Below are 18,122 nucleotides of genomic sequence, written 5' to 3'. Positions count from 1 at the left end.
TTCCAGGTCACATTCTTGCGGTGGAAATCATAAAGGCTGCGAACAAGAGCCAAGCGCTTGCCAGCATGTGAACGTAGGTCGACGACAGGTTTCGCAGACGCTCCGACAGGGAGGCGGAGCGCCTCGCACGTCGTGCCGTGGACTGCCGGGTCCATTTTTGCCGATCGAGACGAAACAGAACGAAGGTTTTGACGAGGGCGCCGCTGATCTGGCTGAAATATAAAAGAAACGGGTATGTGATCGGAAAAGCCGGCCGGAAGGTCGTCAACAGGCAGCAGTAGATGTACCTGGTGAACATAACCCATGCCAGGTAGAGGGGCAGGACGAGTGGGCTGATCAGCACGGCCGACATCACCACGGTTGCGGGGCCGAACAGTGTTGTCCACATCGATATTCGCTGATCGAGCACCGACCACCAGGTGAACCACCCGATGCGATGGGGGCCAAGCGCCAACGCCCTGCCGTTCGTTCGAAGCATGTTGCCGAACCACCGCAGCATCAAAGCGACGGCGGAATCGACGAACCCGGGCTTCGGTTGGCTTTCCATCGAGACGGAACGGACGTCCGGGAGATAGGCCATTTCATAGCCACGCTTAAGCAGCCAGAACCACGTCGACTTGTCGTCTCCAGTCAGGAATTTCACAGTCCCGAGCCGCCAATGCGCCAGCCAGTCATGCTGCACGTTGTCAATGAAGTCTGGGTCGCAGGCGAGCGATGCACGAAAGATCGAGAGCCGTCCCGTTAGCGTCAGCACACGACCGGAAAGTCCCATGGACGACATCATCATATGTCTCTGGGTAAAGCGAAGATTGAACCAGTCGCGAAACAGACGAGATTCTTCGATTTCGCAATCCTCATCCGTTGTCACGGCACCTATTTTAGGATCGACAAAAAATGGAGCGCACGTCTCGACAAGATCTTCCGGAGGGCAGCTGTCACCGTCGATGAGGACGACGATGTCGTCGGGCATCGGGCATTGCCTGGCAATGATGCGCAAGGATGTCGCCAGCGCATCACGCTTGCCAGTTGCCGGTATTCGATCAATGATCAGCCGAACATGAGCGGTCCGGGCCTTCATCAGCGAATAGATTCGTCGAATGAGCCTTTCATCAGCAGTATCGACGATTGAGGCAACAACCGTTGCACCTCCTCTTGACGCGGCAGCAGCATTGAACAGGGAGCGATAGACCCGAGCCGTGACAGCGGTGTCGACCTTGTAGGTCGTCACCAGGAAGAAGGAATGAGCCGGGCGCTGCCGTTCCAGATATCTGCTGGTCACGGCAGCGCGCCGGCGCGGATGCACGATGTGAATGAATATCGTTGCGCGGACAAAGTTGATCGCGCCCCAGCCATATCGCCACATCCCCAGTGTTCCCATCGTCAACACTAGGCTGGCGTTTTCGGCGAGCCGATGAGCGGGAACCGCAACGGCTACGCTTAAGAAGACAAGGATGTAAAGGATATGGCTCAGCACGTTCAGCTCCTACCAGCAGATGCCTGCGTACAGGCCGCCGGAGCGCATCTTCGGATTGATGCGCGTAAGGTCGACAAGACTCTTGGTCGATGCCGCCTCTGTCAGAGGCTCAACTGCTTCCTCGTAGCGGTTGCCGACGAGCAGGATGTCAGCGCCTTCGATTAATTCATCAATCTCGTCGACAAGGCGCTCCTTGAGATCAGGAACAATTCCGTTCCCGCGTCCCGAGCCGCCCATGTTATGTGAGTATGCAACGCTGACACTCGGGTCGTAGACCCTAAGGTCAAAGCCCTTGGAAATGAGCCGCGAGGCGAGCTCAGCGAGTGGGCTTTCGCGCAAATCGTCGGTGCCGGCCTTAAAGCTGATCCCCACCATGCCAATCGACTTTCCGGGCGCATTCTCGACCATCGTCTCTGCGCGCTCGATCTGTCCAGCATTCGCGGTCAGAACCGAGTCGAGGAGCGGTGTGGAGACTTCCCGTTCGCCCGCCAGATGCCGCAGGGCGCGAACGTCCTTGGGCAGGCATGAACCACCGAAGGCAAACCCGGGTCGCATGAAATAGGGCGACATGTTTACCTTGTCGTCAGAACACAACACCTTCAGGACCAATTGGCCGTCGATCCCGCAGGCCTTGGCGATGTTCCCGATCTCATTGGCGAAGGTCACCTTGACAGCTCGCCAGGAATTGCTCGTGTACTTAATCATCTCCGCTGTCGCCAGCGGCACGACATTGCAGGCGCACGGCAGACCGGCGTTAATGTCGCGCAACAGCTGTTCCGTAACGGGATCAATGGTACCGAACACGATAAGGCCCGGATTGTAATTGTCGTCGATTGCTGTGCCTTCCCGGAGGAATTCGGGATAGTACCCGACACCGAACCCGTCGCCGGCGGTCAGTCCCGACACCTGCTCGAGGATAGGAATGCATTCGCTTTCCATGGTGCCGGGAACGATGGTCGAGCGCACCACAACGGAGTGAAACGTCGACTTTTGCCGTATCGCCGCTGCAACATCCTTGCAGGCCTGCTTAACGTAGTTCAAACCGACAGCGCCATCTGACGCGCTGGGCGTGCCGACGCAAATGAAGGTCAGGTCTGTTTCGGCAATGGCGGAACTGACGTCCGTAGTGGCGCTCAGGCGTCCACGTGCGACATTGCGCTCAAGCAGCGGCCGTCAGCCCTGTTTCGACAATCGGTGCTTCGCCGGCATTGAGCTTGGCCACCTTGGCCGGGTCGACGTCCACAGCCACGACCGTGTGACCATCTTCCGCCAGGCAGGCCGCAGAAACCACGCCGACGTATCCGATACCAAGTATACTAATTCTTGCCATGACATGTTCCCCACGATTGCATTTGCTCGAAGTAGGCTTGACGTCACGACAGCGCGGTTCTCTGGCGCACCGCTATTTCCGTCAGGCACGTGGGAATATTACGAAGGTTAATAAAGAATAAACGTCAGGTAATTAAGAACAAATGTAGGGAAAATGGGAAGGAGGCCGGCAAAATATATTAACACAAATAGCCGGCTAAAGTAGCCAGCTCAATTTATAGCTATATTGTGTGAAGAATACTCAGTTCTAAATCTGATATATGTTAAACCATCCCCTTAGGGCGCCGTATTTAACGATGGACGCGCGAGTGGAGAGGCTGAGCTTATCGGAGCCGCGGGATTTATACGTTTCAACCGTTTTTGTGCTGAGACGCATTTCGGCGGCAATCTCCTTCGTGCTGAACCCATAGGCGATTAGTTTTAGCACGAGTTCTTCGCGCGCGCTCAGGCTGCCTTCGGGCAAACGCGATGGCGTGAGCGTGGCGCCATTAAGAAGCGAGTAGAAGCTGCGAATATGCAGGTCTGGTAGGCATCTAAACACCGACGGGCTGATGTGGTGTTGTCCCGCTGCAACGCGCGAGATCGCGGTATAGATATCTTTGCCATCGTCACTGGTAAAAATCACGCTTGATACACCGTCGACATAGACGTCCTGGATCAGATTCACGCTGGAGTGACTGACAGCGTAGATCAGGTTGAATGGATACTCCGCCTCCGTACTGGCAACACGCCGCAGGGCATTACCAATCCCGATGTCAGCGGAAGTGGCAATTTCGCATATGACGACGGCGGGCAATGTTCGGGCGACGAATTCGTGCAAAGACTCACTGGCGCGTTTCGCGTCAACGAAACACATGCCATGATCAACACACACGCCTGAACGAATTTTTTCGGATAGTTCACCGGATGTGCAAACTACCGAAACACGAATCCTTTTCGTTCCCATGAAAGTTCCTCAATTAAGACGAAACCTCCTCCCGGGCATTACTAATAGAAACTTACTGCATCTCCAGTACATCATGATGTACTGCCTCCATTGACATGCAGAAAGCTAGAGAATGTACCGATAGTTTTAAAAATTACTTAATATGTCAAGAACCATTTTCAATATTTGCGGCTTGTCGTTGTATATTCTTCAATGCGCAGATATCTAACTGATCGTCTATTTGGAATTCCTATGGAGGAATTGGGGCTAGATGGGTGATTACGGAAGCCGAATTGCGCGAAGATCCAGCTAATCCTCACCACTTTCGTGAGAAAGAACTGAATTCACAGCAGGGAAGAGGCACTCAAGCTCGCCGCGGGCTTCAGACGAGTGCAAACTATTCAGGACGACAGCCGCGGGGCTGCACTCGCGCTGGAGTTGAAGCGCTCGCAGCGCGCCGTCCAGCGACCATGGTCAACTGCCGATTGATGAGACCCATGGGGCCAGCCCAGTCCTAGCTCTGACAACTGGTTGATGCAGCGAGGCCTCCCCGACGTCGGTAGTGATATTGGTGCCCGAAACAACGGATAAACTGTCCGGCGTCACGACTTGAAGCGATCGACTGCGGTGAGCCATTTGATCGGCTATAGCGCGACGATCAGGATGAGACGCCGTATTGCCTCGCCTGTGAATGTTCCTGATGCACTTGATCATTGCCTCACAAGATTGCTCCTTTCTGCTGTGGGCATTCAAGTCTCTTTGTCGAGCATCTCAACAATTCGATCGAAATGATCTGGCTGGTTCATGTTGGTTTCTTGGGCGATTTTTCCGGCCTGTCGTCGTGGTCAAGGAGAGAAAGGTGCCCTACCTGTCGCCTAGCCTCAGGCCCTCGGAGATTGAGTGAAAATAGCCACTTATAACGTCAACGGTATCAACGGCCGCCTAACAGTACTGCTGCGGTGGCTGAAGGAAGACCGCCCCGACATTGTCTGCCTTCAGGAACTCAAGACCGTCGACGAGAGATTTCCGCGCAAAGAACTTCGACGCGTTGGATATGAGGCTGTATGGCACGGCCAGAAGAGCTGGAACGGCGTTGCCATCCTGGCAAAGGGCACGCTGCCACTCTTGACGCGGCGCGGCCTCCCCGGCGATCCTGACGACACGCACAGTCGTTATATCGAGGCTGTTGTGGACGGCCTGTTGATCGGCTGCCTCTATCTTCCGAACGGCAATCCTGCTCCAGGCCCAAAGTTCGACTACAAGCTTCGATGGTTTCAACGCCTGCAGGCCTATGCGGCCGAACTGCTTGAGCTCGAAGTGCCTGCTCTGCTGATCGGCGATTATAATGTCATGCCGACTGATCTCGATGTTTACGCTCCGGAGCGTTGGCGAGACGATGCCCTGTTTCGCCCCGAGGTCCGGGCAGCCTATGCCGAGCTCGTCGGGCAAGGGTGGGTGGATGCGGTACGGCACTTATACCCTGAGGAGCGAATATATACGTTCTGGAAGTATTGGCGGAATTCATTCGAGCGCGACGCGGGTCTGAGGATCGACCATGTTCTGCTCAGTCCTGCTGTCGCTCCGTGCCTGCGCTCAGCAAGTGTCAGGCGGCGACCTCGTGGGTGGGAGCACACCAGCGACCATGCTCCGTTGATGGTCGAACTCGACCTGCCGAAGGCAGCCGGCCAATGAGGGACAGCGAGGCTGCGCTTGAAAGGATCATCGGCTACGGGCACACGCGCCACAAAGACACGACCGAAAAAGGGGAAGACGCCCGGGACTCACTCCTTGATGGGAAGGAAGCGCGTAAAATCCCGGCTCAGATTGAAGCGCCAAGCGCCACTCTTCGCTCCCGAGACCTCGCCCTGCGACGCGCCTCCCGCAATTCTTCGATCGTTGGTTGCCACCAACCACGACCATTCTCATATTCACCCGGCTCCTTTTTCGCGGGCCAGGTATGTATCAGCTCTTCAAGAGAGGCAGAGCGCCACAGTGCCCACACGTGTTCATCGCTCAGATCGGGATAGAGATCGGCCACGGTGGCGGCTTCTACCAGTTCGCCCGTCACCTCGCTGACCACGATAAGGCCGTAACTCCTCGTGGCCACCGGCCTGTTGAGCGGCGGCAAGTCGCTTGCCGGCACCGGAATGCGGTGACGTCTCCGCTCCGATGCGCGCTGCCGCGACCTTTTATCGTCGTCCGTTCCTTTACGAGCTTCGGCACGCTTGCGACGTTCTTCGGGCTCGTTGCGCTTGGCGGCTTCCTCTATGAGCTTCCAGCGGCGCACGAGGTCGTCATAAGAGGCAAAGGGTATATGCCAGACCCTGAGGTCGACATCCCAGCGCGCAAAAGCGACCTGTCGGAGCTCATCGACAATGGTTCGCGAATACGGCGTGCGAACACGAAAGCCGTCCTCTACCACATCCAGATACGGACTGAGGATCGGCTCGAACTCAAAGGCGTCGCGGCCCCTCTCATCGGCGAAGGCATCAGCGCGAGATGCTTCGCGAGCGAGCCACCGGTCTATTCTGCGGCGCGCGGTCGTTCCAGGCACAAACCAGGCTTTGCGTTCGTCGCTCCATCGAGCGCGCGGAAAGGTTTCCCGAAACCGCTGGACAGACATACGGTCGAACGGAAAGGCGACGGATTCACCCGGCCTGCCTCTATCGTCTTCGTGGCGCAACTCGGCTTCGTCACCCATGACGTCCTCTCATACCAACATGCATTGATCAAAACCGATGCGCCCACTCGCGCAGTCCAATGGACATTATCTTCCAGGGTTGCGCGACGAGTTTGTTCCAGGCGGCACAGCAGTGAGCGACGATGTCCTCGTAGTCTGTGAAGATGCGGTTCGACAGCCAGTTGTCCCTCATAAACTGCCAGACGTTTTCGACAGGGTTCAATTCAGGCGAACGCGGCGGCAAGAACAGCAATGTGATGTTGTCAGGGACGCTGAGCTTCGGCGTGACGTGCCATCCGGCTTGATCGAGGATGAGGACCGCGTGAGCGCCGTCATCGACTGCCTGGCTGATTTCCAGCAGATGTTGATTCATGGCGTCGGTATCGCAATAGGGCAATACGAGGCCCGCGCCCTTACCTTTCTTGGGGCAGATGGCACCGAAGATGTACGCCCACATCGTCCGTTGATCCAGCGGCGCTGAAGGTCGGGTGCCACGGCGAGCCCATCGGCGGGTGATCTTGTTTTTCTGACCTATGCGCGCCTCGTCGGCCCACCAGAGTTCGATCTCGGTATTCTTCGGGAGGCTGCTTCTGATGGCTGCCAATGCGGCAGGGAACTCTTTTTAAAAGCGTCCACTTCGGGTTCATTCTGGGCGTAGTGGCGCGGCCGGGCAGACAGCTTGGCAAAGCCGAGAGCCTTCAATTCGCGACCAACCGTGGTCTCGTCCATCGAGATCCGGAATTCCTGGAAGATCCATTGGACCAGATCCTTGCGCCGCCACCGAACGACACCGTGGATAGCCGGGATCGGACCACGCTCTACAATCTTGGCCAAGGCCTGGCGCTGATCATCATTCAGCTTGGGCCGATTGCCGGGAGCCTTGCCGTTGAGGAGCCCGGCCGACCCGTGCTCATTGAAACGAACGACCCAGTCGCGAACAATCTGCAAGGTCACGCCCCCGATCCGGGCCGCATCTGTACGCGAGCCGCCGTCATAAATTTCCGCCAACGCCAGAAGCCGCCGCGCTTGAGCGGCATCCTTGGTCCCTTTCGCGAACTGCCGCAGAGCAGGACCATCAAAATCATCGCGCAATGCAATCGCCGAACCCATTGCAAACCTCCCGTTTGCCCCATGGATTCAGATTTTCACCGATTCGGGAATCCCAAGTGAGTCGCACTCTGCGCTCGCTGGTATCAGGCATCGTAATAAGAACTCAGATGAAGTGACCGGGTTTCAACAATAATTTTGAAAATGCTGGCCGCGATTATACTTGTACCCGCGATGGTCTGCGCCCGAAAATTGGCGGTCGCGCTCCGACGGGGCCGGGCTTCATCACCGTCACCCGTCCTTATTTTAGTGTTTGCTCACACTAAGAAAGAAGCTCATCATCCCGCACGACTAAGCTGGGGATGACCGCGAGCGCTTTCTTTATTCGGAGACGAACCTTCCGGCTCGCCAACAAAGCGTTTGCGCGGGCGACTGGGAGTGACTGGAGACGCTCACGCGGTCCTGCCCGGGGATTGGCGGCGATGCCGATTTGAGTGGATACAGTTCGGCTGATTTCGTGAGGAGGAGCAGATTATGCAGAACATATCCGCTGCCAATGAATTGGCGTCCGGGCTGGAGGCCGTAAAGGCGCGACAGCAAGCAACTTGGGCATCCGGCGATTATGCAGTCATAGGCACCAGCCTTCAGATTGTGGGGGAATCCTTGCTTGAAGCAATGGACATCCGTTCGGGACAGAAAGTGCTCGATGTGGCGGCTGGAAATGGCAACGCCACGCTCGCGGCAGCGCGGCGATGGTGCGAAGTCACGTCTACCGATTATGTCCCGGCGCTCCTGGAGCGTGGGCGGGCCCGAGCTCAAGCTGATGGTCTGAACGTCAAGTTTCAACCCGCAGACGCCGAAGCGTTGCCGTTCGCAAACAACGAGTTTGACGCTGTCGTGTCGACCTTTGGCGTGATGTTCACTCCGAACCAAGATCTTGCCGCCGCCGAGATGCTTCGGGTGTGCAAGCCAGGCGGCAAGATCGGAATGGCCAATTGGACGCCCGGTGGCTTTGTCGGACAATTATTCAAGATCATTGGAAAGCATATTCCGCCTGCCGCGGGCGTCAAGCCAGCTTCGCTATGGGGAACGGAGGCTCGGCTCGCCGAGCTGTTTTCCTCCGGAGGCACAATCGCTGTAACGCCAGAAGTGTTCAACTTCCGCTACCGGTCGCCTTCGCACTGGATCGACGTTTTCCGCTCCTGGTATGGCCCGGTCCACAAGGCTTTCGCCGCATTGGCCGAACCGCAACAGCAGGAACTCGAAAGCGATTTGCGGGAACTGATCGCGCGTTTCAACAGAGCCGAGGACGATACGATGGTCGTTCCAAGCGAATATCTTGAGGTCGTGGTCACGGTCTTGAAATGATCGAAGCCGCTTGACCATCCAAAAGCCTCGTCGAACTCGCACACATGGTCGTTTCTCTAGAACGTGCAGAGTGCGAAGGAGCGCTTGCCTTCGCTGTCGCAGGCAGTGCGAATAAACGCCTTCAGATCACCTGACGCCGTCGCGATGTCCTTGCGTATAAAGGCCCAAACTCGGTCCCTTGCGTCCTTTGTTATCGATCCGCGATCTCGTCAATCGCCGGCGGTTTCCAAAACAGATCCCTATCCTCCAGATTGGATAGGTCTATCGCTATTCGAAGACCGTCTTTGATGCGCCGCCGCAGTATATCAGTGCGATCTGAATTCGCTTGAAGGAGTCCGGATTCATAGAGCGTGCGCAACCGAGAACGTGAAATTTGTAGCTCGGAGGCGAGCAAGCGATCCAGGCGCATGCTCGCCGAAAACGGAACCGAAAGCTCCATTTCTAAACGTATCCAGCCGGAATCTGCTCGCAGCAACTCCTTGCGGATTTCGAAGCTCGCAAACTCGTCGATCCGTTGAGACTTCTTCTTGAGAGCTTCCAGGTTGAATGTCTCGGCTCGAATCCAGTGCGGGTCGTTGGATTGCAGGGCTTCGAGAATAGCGGGTTCGATGTCGCGAACATTCTTGCGCTCGAAAATCGAACGGTTCCATGTCTTGTCGCAGGTCGTGCATTTGTAGATGAGCCATGCATCAAGCTTGCGACCATTGGCGTTGAGTCTGATCTTGTCGCTGCTTTGGAAGGCTCTCAGACCTCCGCATCCACCGCACATGATCCAAGGCTGCGGCGCGATTTTCGGCACAATGGTCCAGCGGACCTGAAGAGTGTTGCACATATCGTCTTGGTCTTCCGTTCGGAAGTCCACCAAGATGAGTGCATGATAAAGCCCCTAGGGCACGGTATGGCGTTGTTCGGGCGGGAAGAGCTGAGACAGCGGAGCTGCACATGGCACATGTAAACGATGCCAAACCGGTCTCATGCAGCCACCCGATGAACACAGCAATACGACGACAGGCTTGCGCTGCCGCACGTACGGGTGAATCTGGATTGAGACCGGTGCTTACTTGGGCAAAGTCGACCTCTGGATGCCAATGCTCTTCAACCAAAGTGATAACGAAACCGCTTCGGCAATTGAAGTCTCTCAATGAAATATCAATCGAGTTGAAACCGCGCTGCGGCATTTCTGCAACTTTGCGGCGTTGGTACGTCTATAGCGCACGTCGTTCGGAGCGCGGATCTTATCCGAGTGAAATCCCGATGTCGTCCATCTGATCCGGCGAGCCGTGGCAATACGCCGACCTTGATCAACTAACGTCAGACCTTGCGGGCAGAAGGATGATACGTAATAACGTATCCCTGGATTTCGAGCCAAACGCTTCGAACATAACAATTGAAGTCTCTTATGGGGTCCGCTGCCAATTGATCGCAGCGCTAGCGAGGCAGATACAAAGCATGGCAACGCCTAAAACGAATTGCGACGAAACGCAGCGCCCCTCTGACTTCAAAGACCGCGCAGACTTCCAACTTGCGGCGGCTCACGCGCATGATCTTGCAAGTCAGGGCTTCAGCATGTCGATTTTCGCAGCTCTGCTGTTGTTCGGCGCTCTGATTGCCAACACATTCAGTCTGAACGCAATCTGGATCGCTTTCTTCTGCAATAACGCGGCTGCGCTTGTCCTGTTCGGTGCTGGACTACGATCCGCCTACGACGTGGTCCAATGGCGTCAACAGAAAGCCGGGCTGCCCAGCCGCCCGCTCGCTAGGCCGATGCGGTGGTTCGTCGCTTTCGTGAGTTCGCCGTGGTCGTTCCCGAACACGGAGGAGCCTGATCGCTTTGAGCGCTGGACCGGGAGTGCATTGTCCGTAGGCCAGGCGCTCTTCTTGCGCATCGGCGCCCGCCCGCTCTGGGTGTTCGGCCTTTCGCTGTTGGCATGCCTCATCGTGTCTTCCGACTGGACTTTGACGACGGACGACATAACGATCGGAACGCCGGCCTTCCTCATCGTCGCGGCCTGTCTGGCATTCGCCTTCTTTCTGCTGGTGACGGAGAGGAGGCTCGCCGCCATCGATGCCGAGGAATGGCCGGAGGCAAGCACAATTTCACAATTGGCACGCGTGCCGATTTTCGTGCTCGTCATGTCTTGCTTCTGCCTCTTCCTGAGCGCCCGCGGATCGGGATTGTCCGTCAAGCTCCTGGCGGCGCTGGGCGGCTTTATTGCTCTTGTCGGGCTCGAGTTTCTACTCCGCGCGATCGTCTCGATGTTCCGCCCGCAAAACAACAACCGCGAGCCGTCGTTGATCACCAACAGTCTTGTCGCGAACCTCCTTCAATGGCCGCCTCAGCCCTGGATTGGCATCCAGACGGAATTACGCACCAGGCACGGTATCGATCTTCGCCAGATTTGGGCCTTTTCATTCATTCGCAAGGCCGCTCCCGCAATCGTTCTCGGAACGATCGTTCTGGGCTGGTTGTTGAGCGGCGTCCGCGAGATCCCCATGACTGGCCGGGGCGTCTATGAAAGGTTCGGCAAGGCCGAGGCAATCCTGCATTCCGGTCTTCACATCGGCCTTCCCTGGCCGTTTGGCCGCGTCGTTCTCCTCGACAATGGCAGCGTGCACGAACTGGCCACCTCCGTCAGCACGGCGGATGGCAACGAGCCGCCGACGAATGCCGAGGGACCAGCGCCAGAAAGTGCCAACCGGCTGTGGGATGCCTCGCACATCAGCGAGAAATCGCAAGTCATCGCCAGCGGCACTGGTGGCAAGCAAAGTTTTCAGATCGTCAACATGGACGTGCGCTTCGTCTACCGCATTGGTCTTTCGGATCGGGCCGCGATGAAGGCGGCCTATCGGGTTGCCGATCTGCCAGGATTGATCGAGAGCACCGCAAACCGCGTCCTCGTGCATGACTTTGCCAAAAGGACGCTCAACGACGTCTTAAGCGAAGGCCGGTTGTCGCTGGCGAATGATATTGCCTCGGCGGTCCAGAAAAATATGGATGAGCTGAACAGTGGCATCGAAATCCTGGCGGTCATCATCGAGGCCATCCATCCTCCCGCCGGCGCGGCGAACGCCTTTCACGGGGTCCAGGCGGCGCAGATCGGCGCGGAAACGCTGGTGGCCCGGGAGCGGGGAACGGCAGCCGAACAGACGAATGAGGCTCAATTGAATGCCAGCCTCCGACAGGACAGCGCCACAGCGGCTGCAAGAGAAAACATAGCGGCTTCGCAAGTCGCAAAGCTGCGCTTTCAAGCCGATCAGTCGGCCTACCGTTTGGCGGGGCAAGCATTCTTGACAGAGGAATACTTCAATCAGCTGACAATGGGGCTATCGCGCGCGAAGGCTCTCGTCCTCGATCACCGCATCGGCGCAAGCATCGCTCCGACCTTCGATCTTCGAAACATGATCTTGCCGGTCGATCCAGACACAAACCAAGACACACGTGCAAAGCCCAGCACCCCCTACCAAAGTGAAGAAACCAGCCCATGACCGACGCACATGCTCATCCGGACTCAGACCATCACGATCACCATTCTCACGATCGCGACGAGACCATGCCGTTCCGATGGTCTCGTCTGGTCGTCGCAATCGTGATCGTATCGATCATCCTGGTGGCCGCCTGCCTCGTGCAGGTCCAATCGGGGGCCGCGACCATCATCACCAGATTCGGCAATCCGATGCGTGTTCTGACCGATCCTGGCCTGGCGTTCCGGCTTCCCATTCCCTTGGAGAACACCATCAATGTCGATCTACGCGCCAGATCGACATCGAGCGGCCTTCAGGATGTCGGAACAAAGGATGGATTGCGCATCATCGCGCAGGCCTATGCGATCTGGCAGGTGCCGCAGGACCCGGATGCAATCAAGCGCTTCGTTCGCTCGGTCCAGAATCAACCTGATTTGGCAGCAGCGCAAATCCGCACGTTCCTTGGATCGTCGCTCGAAACTGCCGCCAGCAATTTCGACTTGTCGTCGCTGATCAATCCCGATCCCGACAAGCTCCGGATCAATGCGCTGGAAGCGCAACTCAAAGCCCAGATCACACAGCAATTGCTCGACACTTACGGCTTGCAGGTTGTCGATATCGGCATCGAGCACCTGACCTTGCCCGCAGTGACGTTGAATGCCACGGTCGACCGCATGCGGGCCGAGCGCGAGACGATCGCCACCGAGCGCGCGGCGGTCGGCAAACGCAAGGCAGCCGAGATCCGCTCCGCAGCCGAACGCGACGCGAGAGTTCTGCAGGCGGACGCGACCGTGAAAGCCGCCGACATAGAGGCCAGATCCCGTGTCGAAGCGGCACAGATCTACGGGGCTGCCTACAAAAGTGCCCCGGAGCTTTATGAACTGCTCCGCTCCCTCGATACGCTCGGGACGATCGTCAATTCCAACACACGCCTTGTCCTGCGCACGGATGCTGCACCTTTTCGGGCTTTGGTCGATGGACCGCCCAAGGTCTCGTCAACAGGCGAGGCGCATTAGAGATGCGAACGACCAGGGATCGGAATTCGATGGCGCAGTACCAAGCTGTTCATCTGGTATCTTTGCTGTTATCCGCAGTCATGGTGCTCGCGGCCGGCGGCTGGGCGACATCCAATATCAGGGAGATCGCGCCACAAAACCGGGCTGTAGTCCTGCGCCTGGGCGCTTTGAACCGAGTGCAGGAATCCGGTTTGTTGTGGGCCCTGCCCGCGCCTTTCGAAAAGGTTTTGCTTCTTCCGGCGTCCGCCACCGTCTTGGAACACCCGATCAATGGATTGTTGCGCTCGCCCGCGGCTCAGATCGGCGATGCTGATGTCTCGACGCAGAGCGACGCCCTGGCGGGGTCAGGATATCTGCTGACGGCTGATGCCAGTGTCGTTCAGCTCGACGTCCGGGTCTTCTACAGGGTGACCGACCCGTTCGCCTACGCTCTACAGCAGGAGCACGTCCTTCCAGCGTTGGACCGCCTTGCCACCCGCAGTGCCGTTGTGATCTGCGCCTCAAGAGACCTCGACAGCATTCTAGTCGCGCGCCCGGAGCTGGTCGCCTCCGACAACGGCGTCGCCGAGCGGCGCGAACGTTTGCGGGCCGACCTGGTAAACAGCATCAACAGCAGTCTGAGCGCCCTGAAATCGAGGGGCATGGGCCTCGGGATCGAGATCGACCGAGCCGACGTGCAATCCGCACTTCCGGCAACCGCCGTCAGCGCGTTCGATCAGGTACTGACCGCAAGCCAGCATGCAGAGCAGGCGATTGCGTCAGCACAAAACGATGCGGAGAAAGACAGGCAGGCCGCCGATCAGGAGGCCGACCGGATCGTGCAGGTGGCGCAGGCCCAATCCAGCGAACGGCTGGCAAAGGCGCGCACCGATACGGCCACCGCCATCGGCTTTGCAAGCGCTCAAGGGTCCGATAGCGATCCCGGTCTTCTCTGGCGCCTCTATCGAGATCGCGTTGCAAAGATCCTGTCACAGGCAGGCTCGGTGGTCACGGTCGACCCCGGGGACGACGCGCGCCTCATTCTGCAGGGAGCCGACAAATGAGTGTCGCGACGGATCATTCGCATGGCTCCCATGGCCACTCGCACCACCATCATGGCCATGTGCTGAGCGCCGGCCTGCTGACGGCCAATGAAAAACAGGCAGCAGCCGTTCAACTTACCGCCGCCATGATCGCTTTGAGCCTGCTCGCTCTCGGGGTCGCATGGCGCTGGCTTGCACCGAACGAAGAGAGCGTCAGCCAGCTTCTGCTCGCGGCCGCCTCGCTCATCGTCGCGGTTCCAGTCATCCGGTCCGGTTGGCACAGCCTGCGCCATCCGAGCCTTCACGGCATCACCGATCAGTTGATCGCTTTGGCGATGCTGGCCGCCTGGGCGACAGGCGACCTTTTGACCGCCGCCCTTCTCCCGATCATCATGATTTTCGGACATGTGCTGGAGGAGCGCAGCGTCATCGGATCAAAAGAGGCGATGGATGCGCTAGCCCGCCTGACCCGCAACCATGCGCGATTGATCACCTCGGACGGTGGGATGCGAGAGGTCGATAACATCGTCCTGGAGCCGGGCGATCTGGTGGAGGTTAGAGCGGGAGACCGCATCCCTGCCGACGGTCGTGTCCGGAAAGGACAGGCAAGCCTCGACACCGCTCCGATCACCGGCGAATCCGTGCCTCTCGAGGTCTCTACCGGAATGGAGGTCTTCGGCGGTGCGATCAATCTGGACGGCCGCCTAGAGATCGAGGTGACCCGAACGGGCGAGCATTCCACCCTTGGGAAGGTCATTGCCCTGATGCAGCGCGCGGAAAACTCAAAGCCACCGATCACCCGGCTGCTGGAGCGTTACGCGCAACAATATCTGGGTTTCGTCTTGACGGTGGCGGCCATCGCCTGGTTCCTTACCTACAATGACCAGATCATGCTGGCGATCCTGGTGGCGGCCTGCCCGTGTGCCCTGGTCTTGTCTGCGCCGGCAACGGCGATTGCCGGTATCGCTGTCGCGGCGCGGCACGGCATCCTCATCCGCAGCTCGGCATTTCTCGAAGAACTGGCGGACCTAACCTCCCTGGTCATCGACAAGACCGGTACCCTCACCTTCGGCCGGCTTCGGCTGCAAGAGATCCGACTGACCGGGAATGTGGATCGAGACGCCGTTCTGGCTTTGGCCGCATCCTTGGGCGCTGCCAGCAGCCATCCGGTTAGCCGAGCCATGGCTTCGCTCATCAGCCATGACGCATATTATCCGTTAACGAATGTCAGGGAGATGCAAGGCCTGGGTGTGGTTGCCGTCGGAAGCGCTGGCGAAGTCGCTCTTGGACGCCCCGAACTGTTTGAACACATCTGCGTCGGTGCTCCCTCTGTTCCTTTACACGACGGTCCGCTCGCCGGGATATCCATCGACGGAGACTTTGTCGCCTGGTTCCTCTTGTCGGACACCATCAAGCCGGAAGCCGCGGACGCAATGACGGAGTTGCGGGCGCTCGGGCTCAACCGTCAGCTTCTGCTGACCGGCGACCGTCAGTCGGTCGCGCAGGCCTTGGCGCGCGAGGTTGGCATTGATGACGTCGTGGCTCAGGCCCTGCCTGCCGACAAGCTGAAACGTGTCTTGAGCGAGACGAAAAACGGCTTCAAACCTCTTGTCGTCGGCGACGGGATCAACGACTCGCTCGCCCTCAAGGCCGGTGCCGTCGGGATCGCGATGGGCGCCGGCGGAGCGGATATCGCGCTGGCCTCTTCGGACATCATCCTGATTGGCAGCGATTTGCGACGGCTCGGCACTTGCATCCGCCTCAGCAGACTATGCCGACAGACTTTGAAAACCAACGTCATCATCGGCCTTGGCTGGACCATCGCGATCGTCGCATTGGCGGGATTTGGCTTTCTTGGAACGGCGGGAGCCGTCGTCGCGGCGATCCTGCACAATTTCAGCACCATGCTGGTGCTCGCCAATGCCGGCCGGATGATGAGATATGACGAACCACTGACGGCATGAGGCAAAGATCTGCTTATATCATCAGCTCACCGCTTCAATTGAAATCGGGAAGTTAAGGCCATATCCGCCCCAGGTTCCGGGGCGGAATTTGAACTGCGACCCCAACGAAAGCTGTTGAGCTGAAAAGCGCTCAAAGAGGTTGCCAAAGGCTCAACTATGGCCACGCTCTCAAATCGGAGAAGTCACAGCAGGTGTGAGCACCGGTAGCCCTCGGTTTTCATATCCCGGTCCCCTGGCCCAAACTCTCCCATATGGAAAACATCTGCCTGCCCCCGCTGTCATGGCCCAGCCAGACGCCGAGGCGCCTGGCTGCTGCTTCATCAGTTTTTCACGGTGTCTTCGAGGAAGAAACGGCCGAGCGGGTTCTGGTAGAAGTTCTCGATGTTCTTGCGCGAGACGTTGATGTAGGGGCTGTAATAGAGGTCGATCCAGTGGACGTCGTCCTTGGCCGCCTTCTGGATTTCGACATACATGGCCTCGCGCTTCTTCGGATCGAGTTCCAGGCGGGCTGCGGCCACCAGATCCTTCACCTTGTCGCTCTTGTAGCGGGTCATGTAGTTCATGTTGGTGTCGTGACCGAGCACGAAGGTCGTCTTCTGGTCCGGGTCGAGAATGTCGTTCGTCCAGTACATGACCGAAATGTCGTAGTCGCCGGCAACCAGCATGTCCCAGCTCTGGCTCGGGTCTACCTTCTGCAGGTTGACGGTGACACCGGCCTTGGAAAGCTGCTGCTGCAGAAGAACGGCGATCTGCTCGTCGACTTCGTTGCCGGCATTCACCACGTAGTTCAACGCCAGGTCGGACGCGCCGGCCTCGGCCAGCATCGCCTTGGCCTTTTCCGGATCGTAGGGATACTGATAGTTGTCGTCGTAGTGATAGAGCGACCCCTTCGGGATATAGGAGTTGGCCACGGTTCCGATGCCAAAGGTGACTGTATCGACGATCGCCTTCTTGTCGATCGCCATGTCGAGTGCCTGACGCACCTCCTTCTTGGCGAGCGCGCCGTGCTCGTGGTTGATCAGCAGATGGTCCTCACGTGTCGACGTGTCGATCAGTACGTTGAGATTGGCATCCTTCTTCAGTTCCTCGACCCGCGAGAAGGGCACGAAAATCGCCGTGTCGAGCTGCCCGGCCTGCACGTTCAGCATACGGGTATTGTCGTCAGGCACCGAGATCCATTCGACACCGTCGAGCTTCACGCGGTCCGCCTGCCAAAAGTTCGGGTTCTTTTCGAGAATGACGCGGTCGCCGCGCCGCCATTCCTTGACGGTGAATGCGCCCGACGACGCGGTCGGCAATTCAGCAAAGGCGTCCTCACCAGCCGCGACGGCCTTCTTCGACAGTACCGAAACGTTTGGAAGCGCCAGCGTTGACAGGAAAGGCGCGGACGGCGTCTTCAGCTTGACAGTGAGCGTCTTCAGATCGGTCGCCTCTGCGGTCTCGACGACCTTGTAGCTGTCGCTCCAAAGCGAAGCCTTGTTGTCGCGGATACGCAGAAGGCTGAAGGCTGCATCCTCGGCCGTGATCGGCGAACCGTCGGAGAATTTCGCGTCGCGGATCTTGAATGTGTAGGTCAGTCCATCGCCGGAGACGGTCCAGCTCTCGGCCAGACCCGGCTCCAGCTTGGTGCCGGTCTTGTCGACGCGGATGAGCACGTCGAAGACGTTGGAGAACACCCAGTTGTCGACGTTCTGGGCTGACTTGATCGGGTCGAACGTGGTCGAGTCCTCGCGACGGCCGATGCTCAACACGCCGGCAGCTTCGGCGAAGCTGGCGCTGAGACTGAGGGCAGCGGCAAAGGCCGCGAGCCCGATGGATTTCCACTTCCTGTTCAT

Annotated in this window: 14 protein-coding genes; 6 read left to right on the top strand and 8 right to left on the bottom strand. The window is 58.1% G+C overall.

The window, feature by feature from the left end; genetic code table 11:
* Window positions 1-7: 7 nt before the first annotated feature.
* The 4 genes from WGT02_RS26245 to WGT02_RS26230 all read right to left on the bottom strand — a co-directional run bounded on the left by WGT02_RS26245 (window position 8) and on the right by WGT02_RS26230 (window position 3,749).
* Window positions 8-1,474 carry a glycosyltransferase gene (locus WGT02_RS26245; protein WP_225040110.1) on the bottom strand — a complete coding sequence of 489 codons (1,467 nt, stop codon included), beginning with the start codon at window positions 1,472-1,474 and terminating at the stop codon, window positions 8-10.
* 9 nt (window positions 1,475-1,483) lie between these two features.
* On the bottom strand, window positions 1,484-2,581 hold the full coding sequence (locus WGT02_RS26240) for a nucleotide sugar dehydrogenase (protein ID WP_341353405.1): 1,098 nt from the start codon (window positions 2,579-2,581) through the stop codon (window positions 1,484-1,486).
* Window positions 2,582-2,633: 52 nt separating this feature from the next.
* Window positions 2,634-2,804 carry a hypothetical protein gene (locus tag WGT02_RS26235; protein WP_263623101.1) on the bottom strand — a complete coding sequence of 57 codons (171 nt, stop codon included), beginning with the start codon at window positions 2,802-2,804 and terminating at the stop codon, window positions 2,634-2,636.
* A 246-nt stretch (window positions 2,805-3,050) separates the two neighbouring features.
* Window positions 3,051-3,749 (bottom strand): response regulator transcription factor, encoded by a 699-nt coding sequence (locus WGT02_RS26230; RefSeq protein WP_112334155.1) that lies wholly within the window; start codon window positions 3,747-3,749, stop codon window positions 3,051-3,053.
* 879 nt (window positions 3,750-4,628) lie between these two features.
* Between WGT02_RS26230 and xth the strand changes: the two genes are divergently transcribed.
* On the top strand, window positions 4,629-5,420 hold the full coding sequence (gene xth / locus WGT02_RS26225) for an exodeoxyribonuclease III (protein WP_024315910.1): 792 nt from the start codon (window positions 4,629-4,631) through the stop codon (window positions 5,418-5,420).
* A 127-nt stretch (window positions 5,421-5,547) separates the two neighbouring features.
* On the opposite strand, the gene WGT02_RS26220 is transcribed toward xth, so the two are convergent.
* Window positions 5,548-6,429, bottom strand: coding sequence for a hypothetical protein (locus WGT02_RS26220; RefSeq protein WP_024315909.1), 882 nt, complete (start codon window positions 6,427-6,429; stop codon window positions 5,548-5,550).
* A 28-nt stretch (window positions 6,430-6,457) separates the two neighbouring features.
* Window positions 6,458-7,518 (bottom strand): IS630 family transposase gene (locus tag WGT02_RS26215; RefSeq protein ID WP_112334090.1). Its coding sequence is split into 2 segments (ribosomal slippage): window positions 6,458-7,026 and window positions 7,026-7,518, totalling 1,062 coding nucleotides; the frame shifts between segments, so codons are not numbered across the junction.
* A 471-nt stretch (window positions 7,519-7,989) separates the two neighbouring features.
* On the opposite strand from WGT02_RS26215, the gene WGT02_RS26210 reads away from it, so the two are divergent.
* Window positions 7,990-8,823, top strand: coding sequence for a class I SAM-dependent methyltransferase (locus tag WGT02_RS26210; protein WP_029710140.1), 834 nt, complete (start codon window positions 7,990-7,992; stop codon window positions 8,821-8,823).
* A gap of 190 nt (window positions 8,824-9,013) precedes the next feature.
* Here WGT02_RS26210 and WGT02_RS26205 read toward each other — a convergent pair whose 3' ends face one another.
* The gene (locus WGT02_RS26205) at window positions 9,014-9,655 is read right to left on the bottom strand and encodes a DUF1062 domain-containing protein (protein WP_024315907.1); all 642 of its coding nucleotides are present in this window, start codon (window positions 9,653-9,655) and stop codon (window positions 9,014-9,016) included.
* 617 nt (window positions 9,656-10,272) lie between these two features.
* On the opposite strand from WGT02_RS26205, the gene hflK (WGT02_RS26200) reads away from it, so the two are divergent.
* The 4 genes from hflK (WGT02_RS26200) to WGT02_RS26185 are packed head-to-tail and all read left to right on the top strand — an operon-like array spanning window position 10,273 to window position 16,287.
* Entirely contained in the window at window positions 10,273-12,309 is a 2,037-nt protein-coding gene (gene hflK, locus WGT02_RS26200) for a protease modulator HflK (RefSeq protein ID WP_208247420.1), read from the top strand.
* On the top strand, window positions 12,306-13,301 hold the full coding sequence (hflC, locus tag WGT02_RS26195; RefSeq protein ID WP_208247418.1) for a protease modulator HflC: 996 nt from the start codon (window positions 12,306-12,308) through the stop codon (window positions 13,299-13,301). The genes hflK (WGT02_RS26200) and hflC overlap by 4 nt, the downstream gene beginning before the upstream one ends.
* A gap of 2 nt (window positions 13,302-13,303) precedes the next feature.
* Window positions 13,304-14,344 carry a protease modulator HflK gene (hflK, locus tag WGT02_RS26190; protein ID WP_208247416.1) on the top strand — a complete coding sequence of 347 codons (1,041 nt, stop codon included), beginning with the start codon at window positions 13,304-13,306 and terminating at the stop codon, window positions 14,342-14,344.
* Window positions 14,341-16,287: a heavy metal translocating P-type ATPase gene (locus tag WGT02_RS26185; protein ID WP_208247414.1), complete on the top strand. Its 1,947-nt coding sequence runs from the start codon at window positions 14,341-14,343 to the stop codon at window positions 16,285-16,287. Before hflK (WGT02_RS26190) ends, WGT02_RS26185 begins: the two co-directional genes overlap by 4 nt.
* Before the next feature lie 320 nt (window positions 16,288-16,607).
* On the opposite strand, the gene WGT02_RS26180 is transcribed toward WGT02_RS26185, so the two are convergent.
* Entirely contained in the window at window positions 16,608-18,122 is a 1,515-nt protein-coding gene (locus tag WGT02_RS26180; RefSeq protein ID WP_208247412.1) for an ABC transporter substrate-binding protein, read from the bottom strand.

It is taken from the genome of Rhizobium sp. T1470 (genome assembly GCF_042140505.1).
GTDB classification, from domain to species: Bacteria; Pseudomonadota; Alphaproteobacteria; order Rhizobiales; family Rhizobiaceae; genus Rhizobium; species Rhizobium favelukesii.
Note: the sequence above shows the minus strand (reverse complement) of the source record. Positions and strands in the feature narration are given on the sequence as shown.

What these genes read in the sequence shown, in the direction of transcription:
- hflK (WP_208247420.1), top strand. Translation starts at nt 10,273, where the DNA reads ATGGCAACGCCTAAAACGAATTGCGACGAAACGCAGCGCCCCTCTGAC.
- WGT02_RS26210 (WP_029710140.1), top strand. Translation starts at nt 7,990, where the DNA reads ATGCAGAACATATCCGCTGCCAATGAATTGGCGTCCGGGCTGGAGGCC.
- WGT02_RS26185 (WP_208247414.1), top strand. Translation starts at nt 14,341, where the DNA reads ATGAGTGTCGCGACGGATCATTCGCATGGCTCCCATGGCCACTCGCAC.
- hflK (WP_208247416.1), top strand. Translation starts at nt 13,304, where the DNA reads ATGCGAACGACCAGGGATCGGAATTCGATGGCGCAGTACCAAGCTGTT.
- WGT02_RS26235 (WP_263623101.1), bottom strand. Translation starts at nt 2,804, where the DNA reads ATGGCAAGAATTAGTATACTTGGTATCGGATACGTCGGCGTGGTTTCT.
- WGT02_RS26220 (WP_024315909.1), bottom strand. Translation starts at nt 6,429, where the DNA reads ATGGGTGACGAAGCCGAGTTGCGCCACGAAGACGATAGAGGCAGGCCG.
- WGT02_RS26205 (WP_024315907.1), bottom strand. Translation starts at nt 9,655, where the DNA reads ATGTGCAACACTCTTCAGGTCCGCTGGACCATTGTGCCGAAAATCGCG.
- hflC (WP_208247418.1), top strand. Translation starts at nt 12,306, where the DNA reads ATGACCGACGCACATGCTCATCCGGACTCAGACCATCACGATCACCAT.
- WGT02_RS26180 (WP_208247412.1), bottom strand. Translation starts at nt 18,122, where the DNA reads ATGAACAGGAAGTGGAAATCCATCGGGCTCGCGGCCTTTGCCGCTGCC.
- WGT02_RS26230 (WP_112334155.1), bottom strand. Translation starts at nt 3,749, where the DNA reads ATGGGAACGAAAAGGATTCGTGTTTCGGTAGTTTGCACATCCGGTGAA.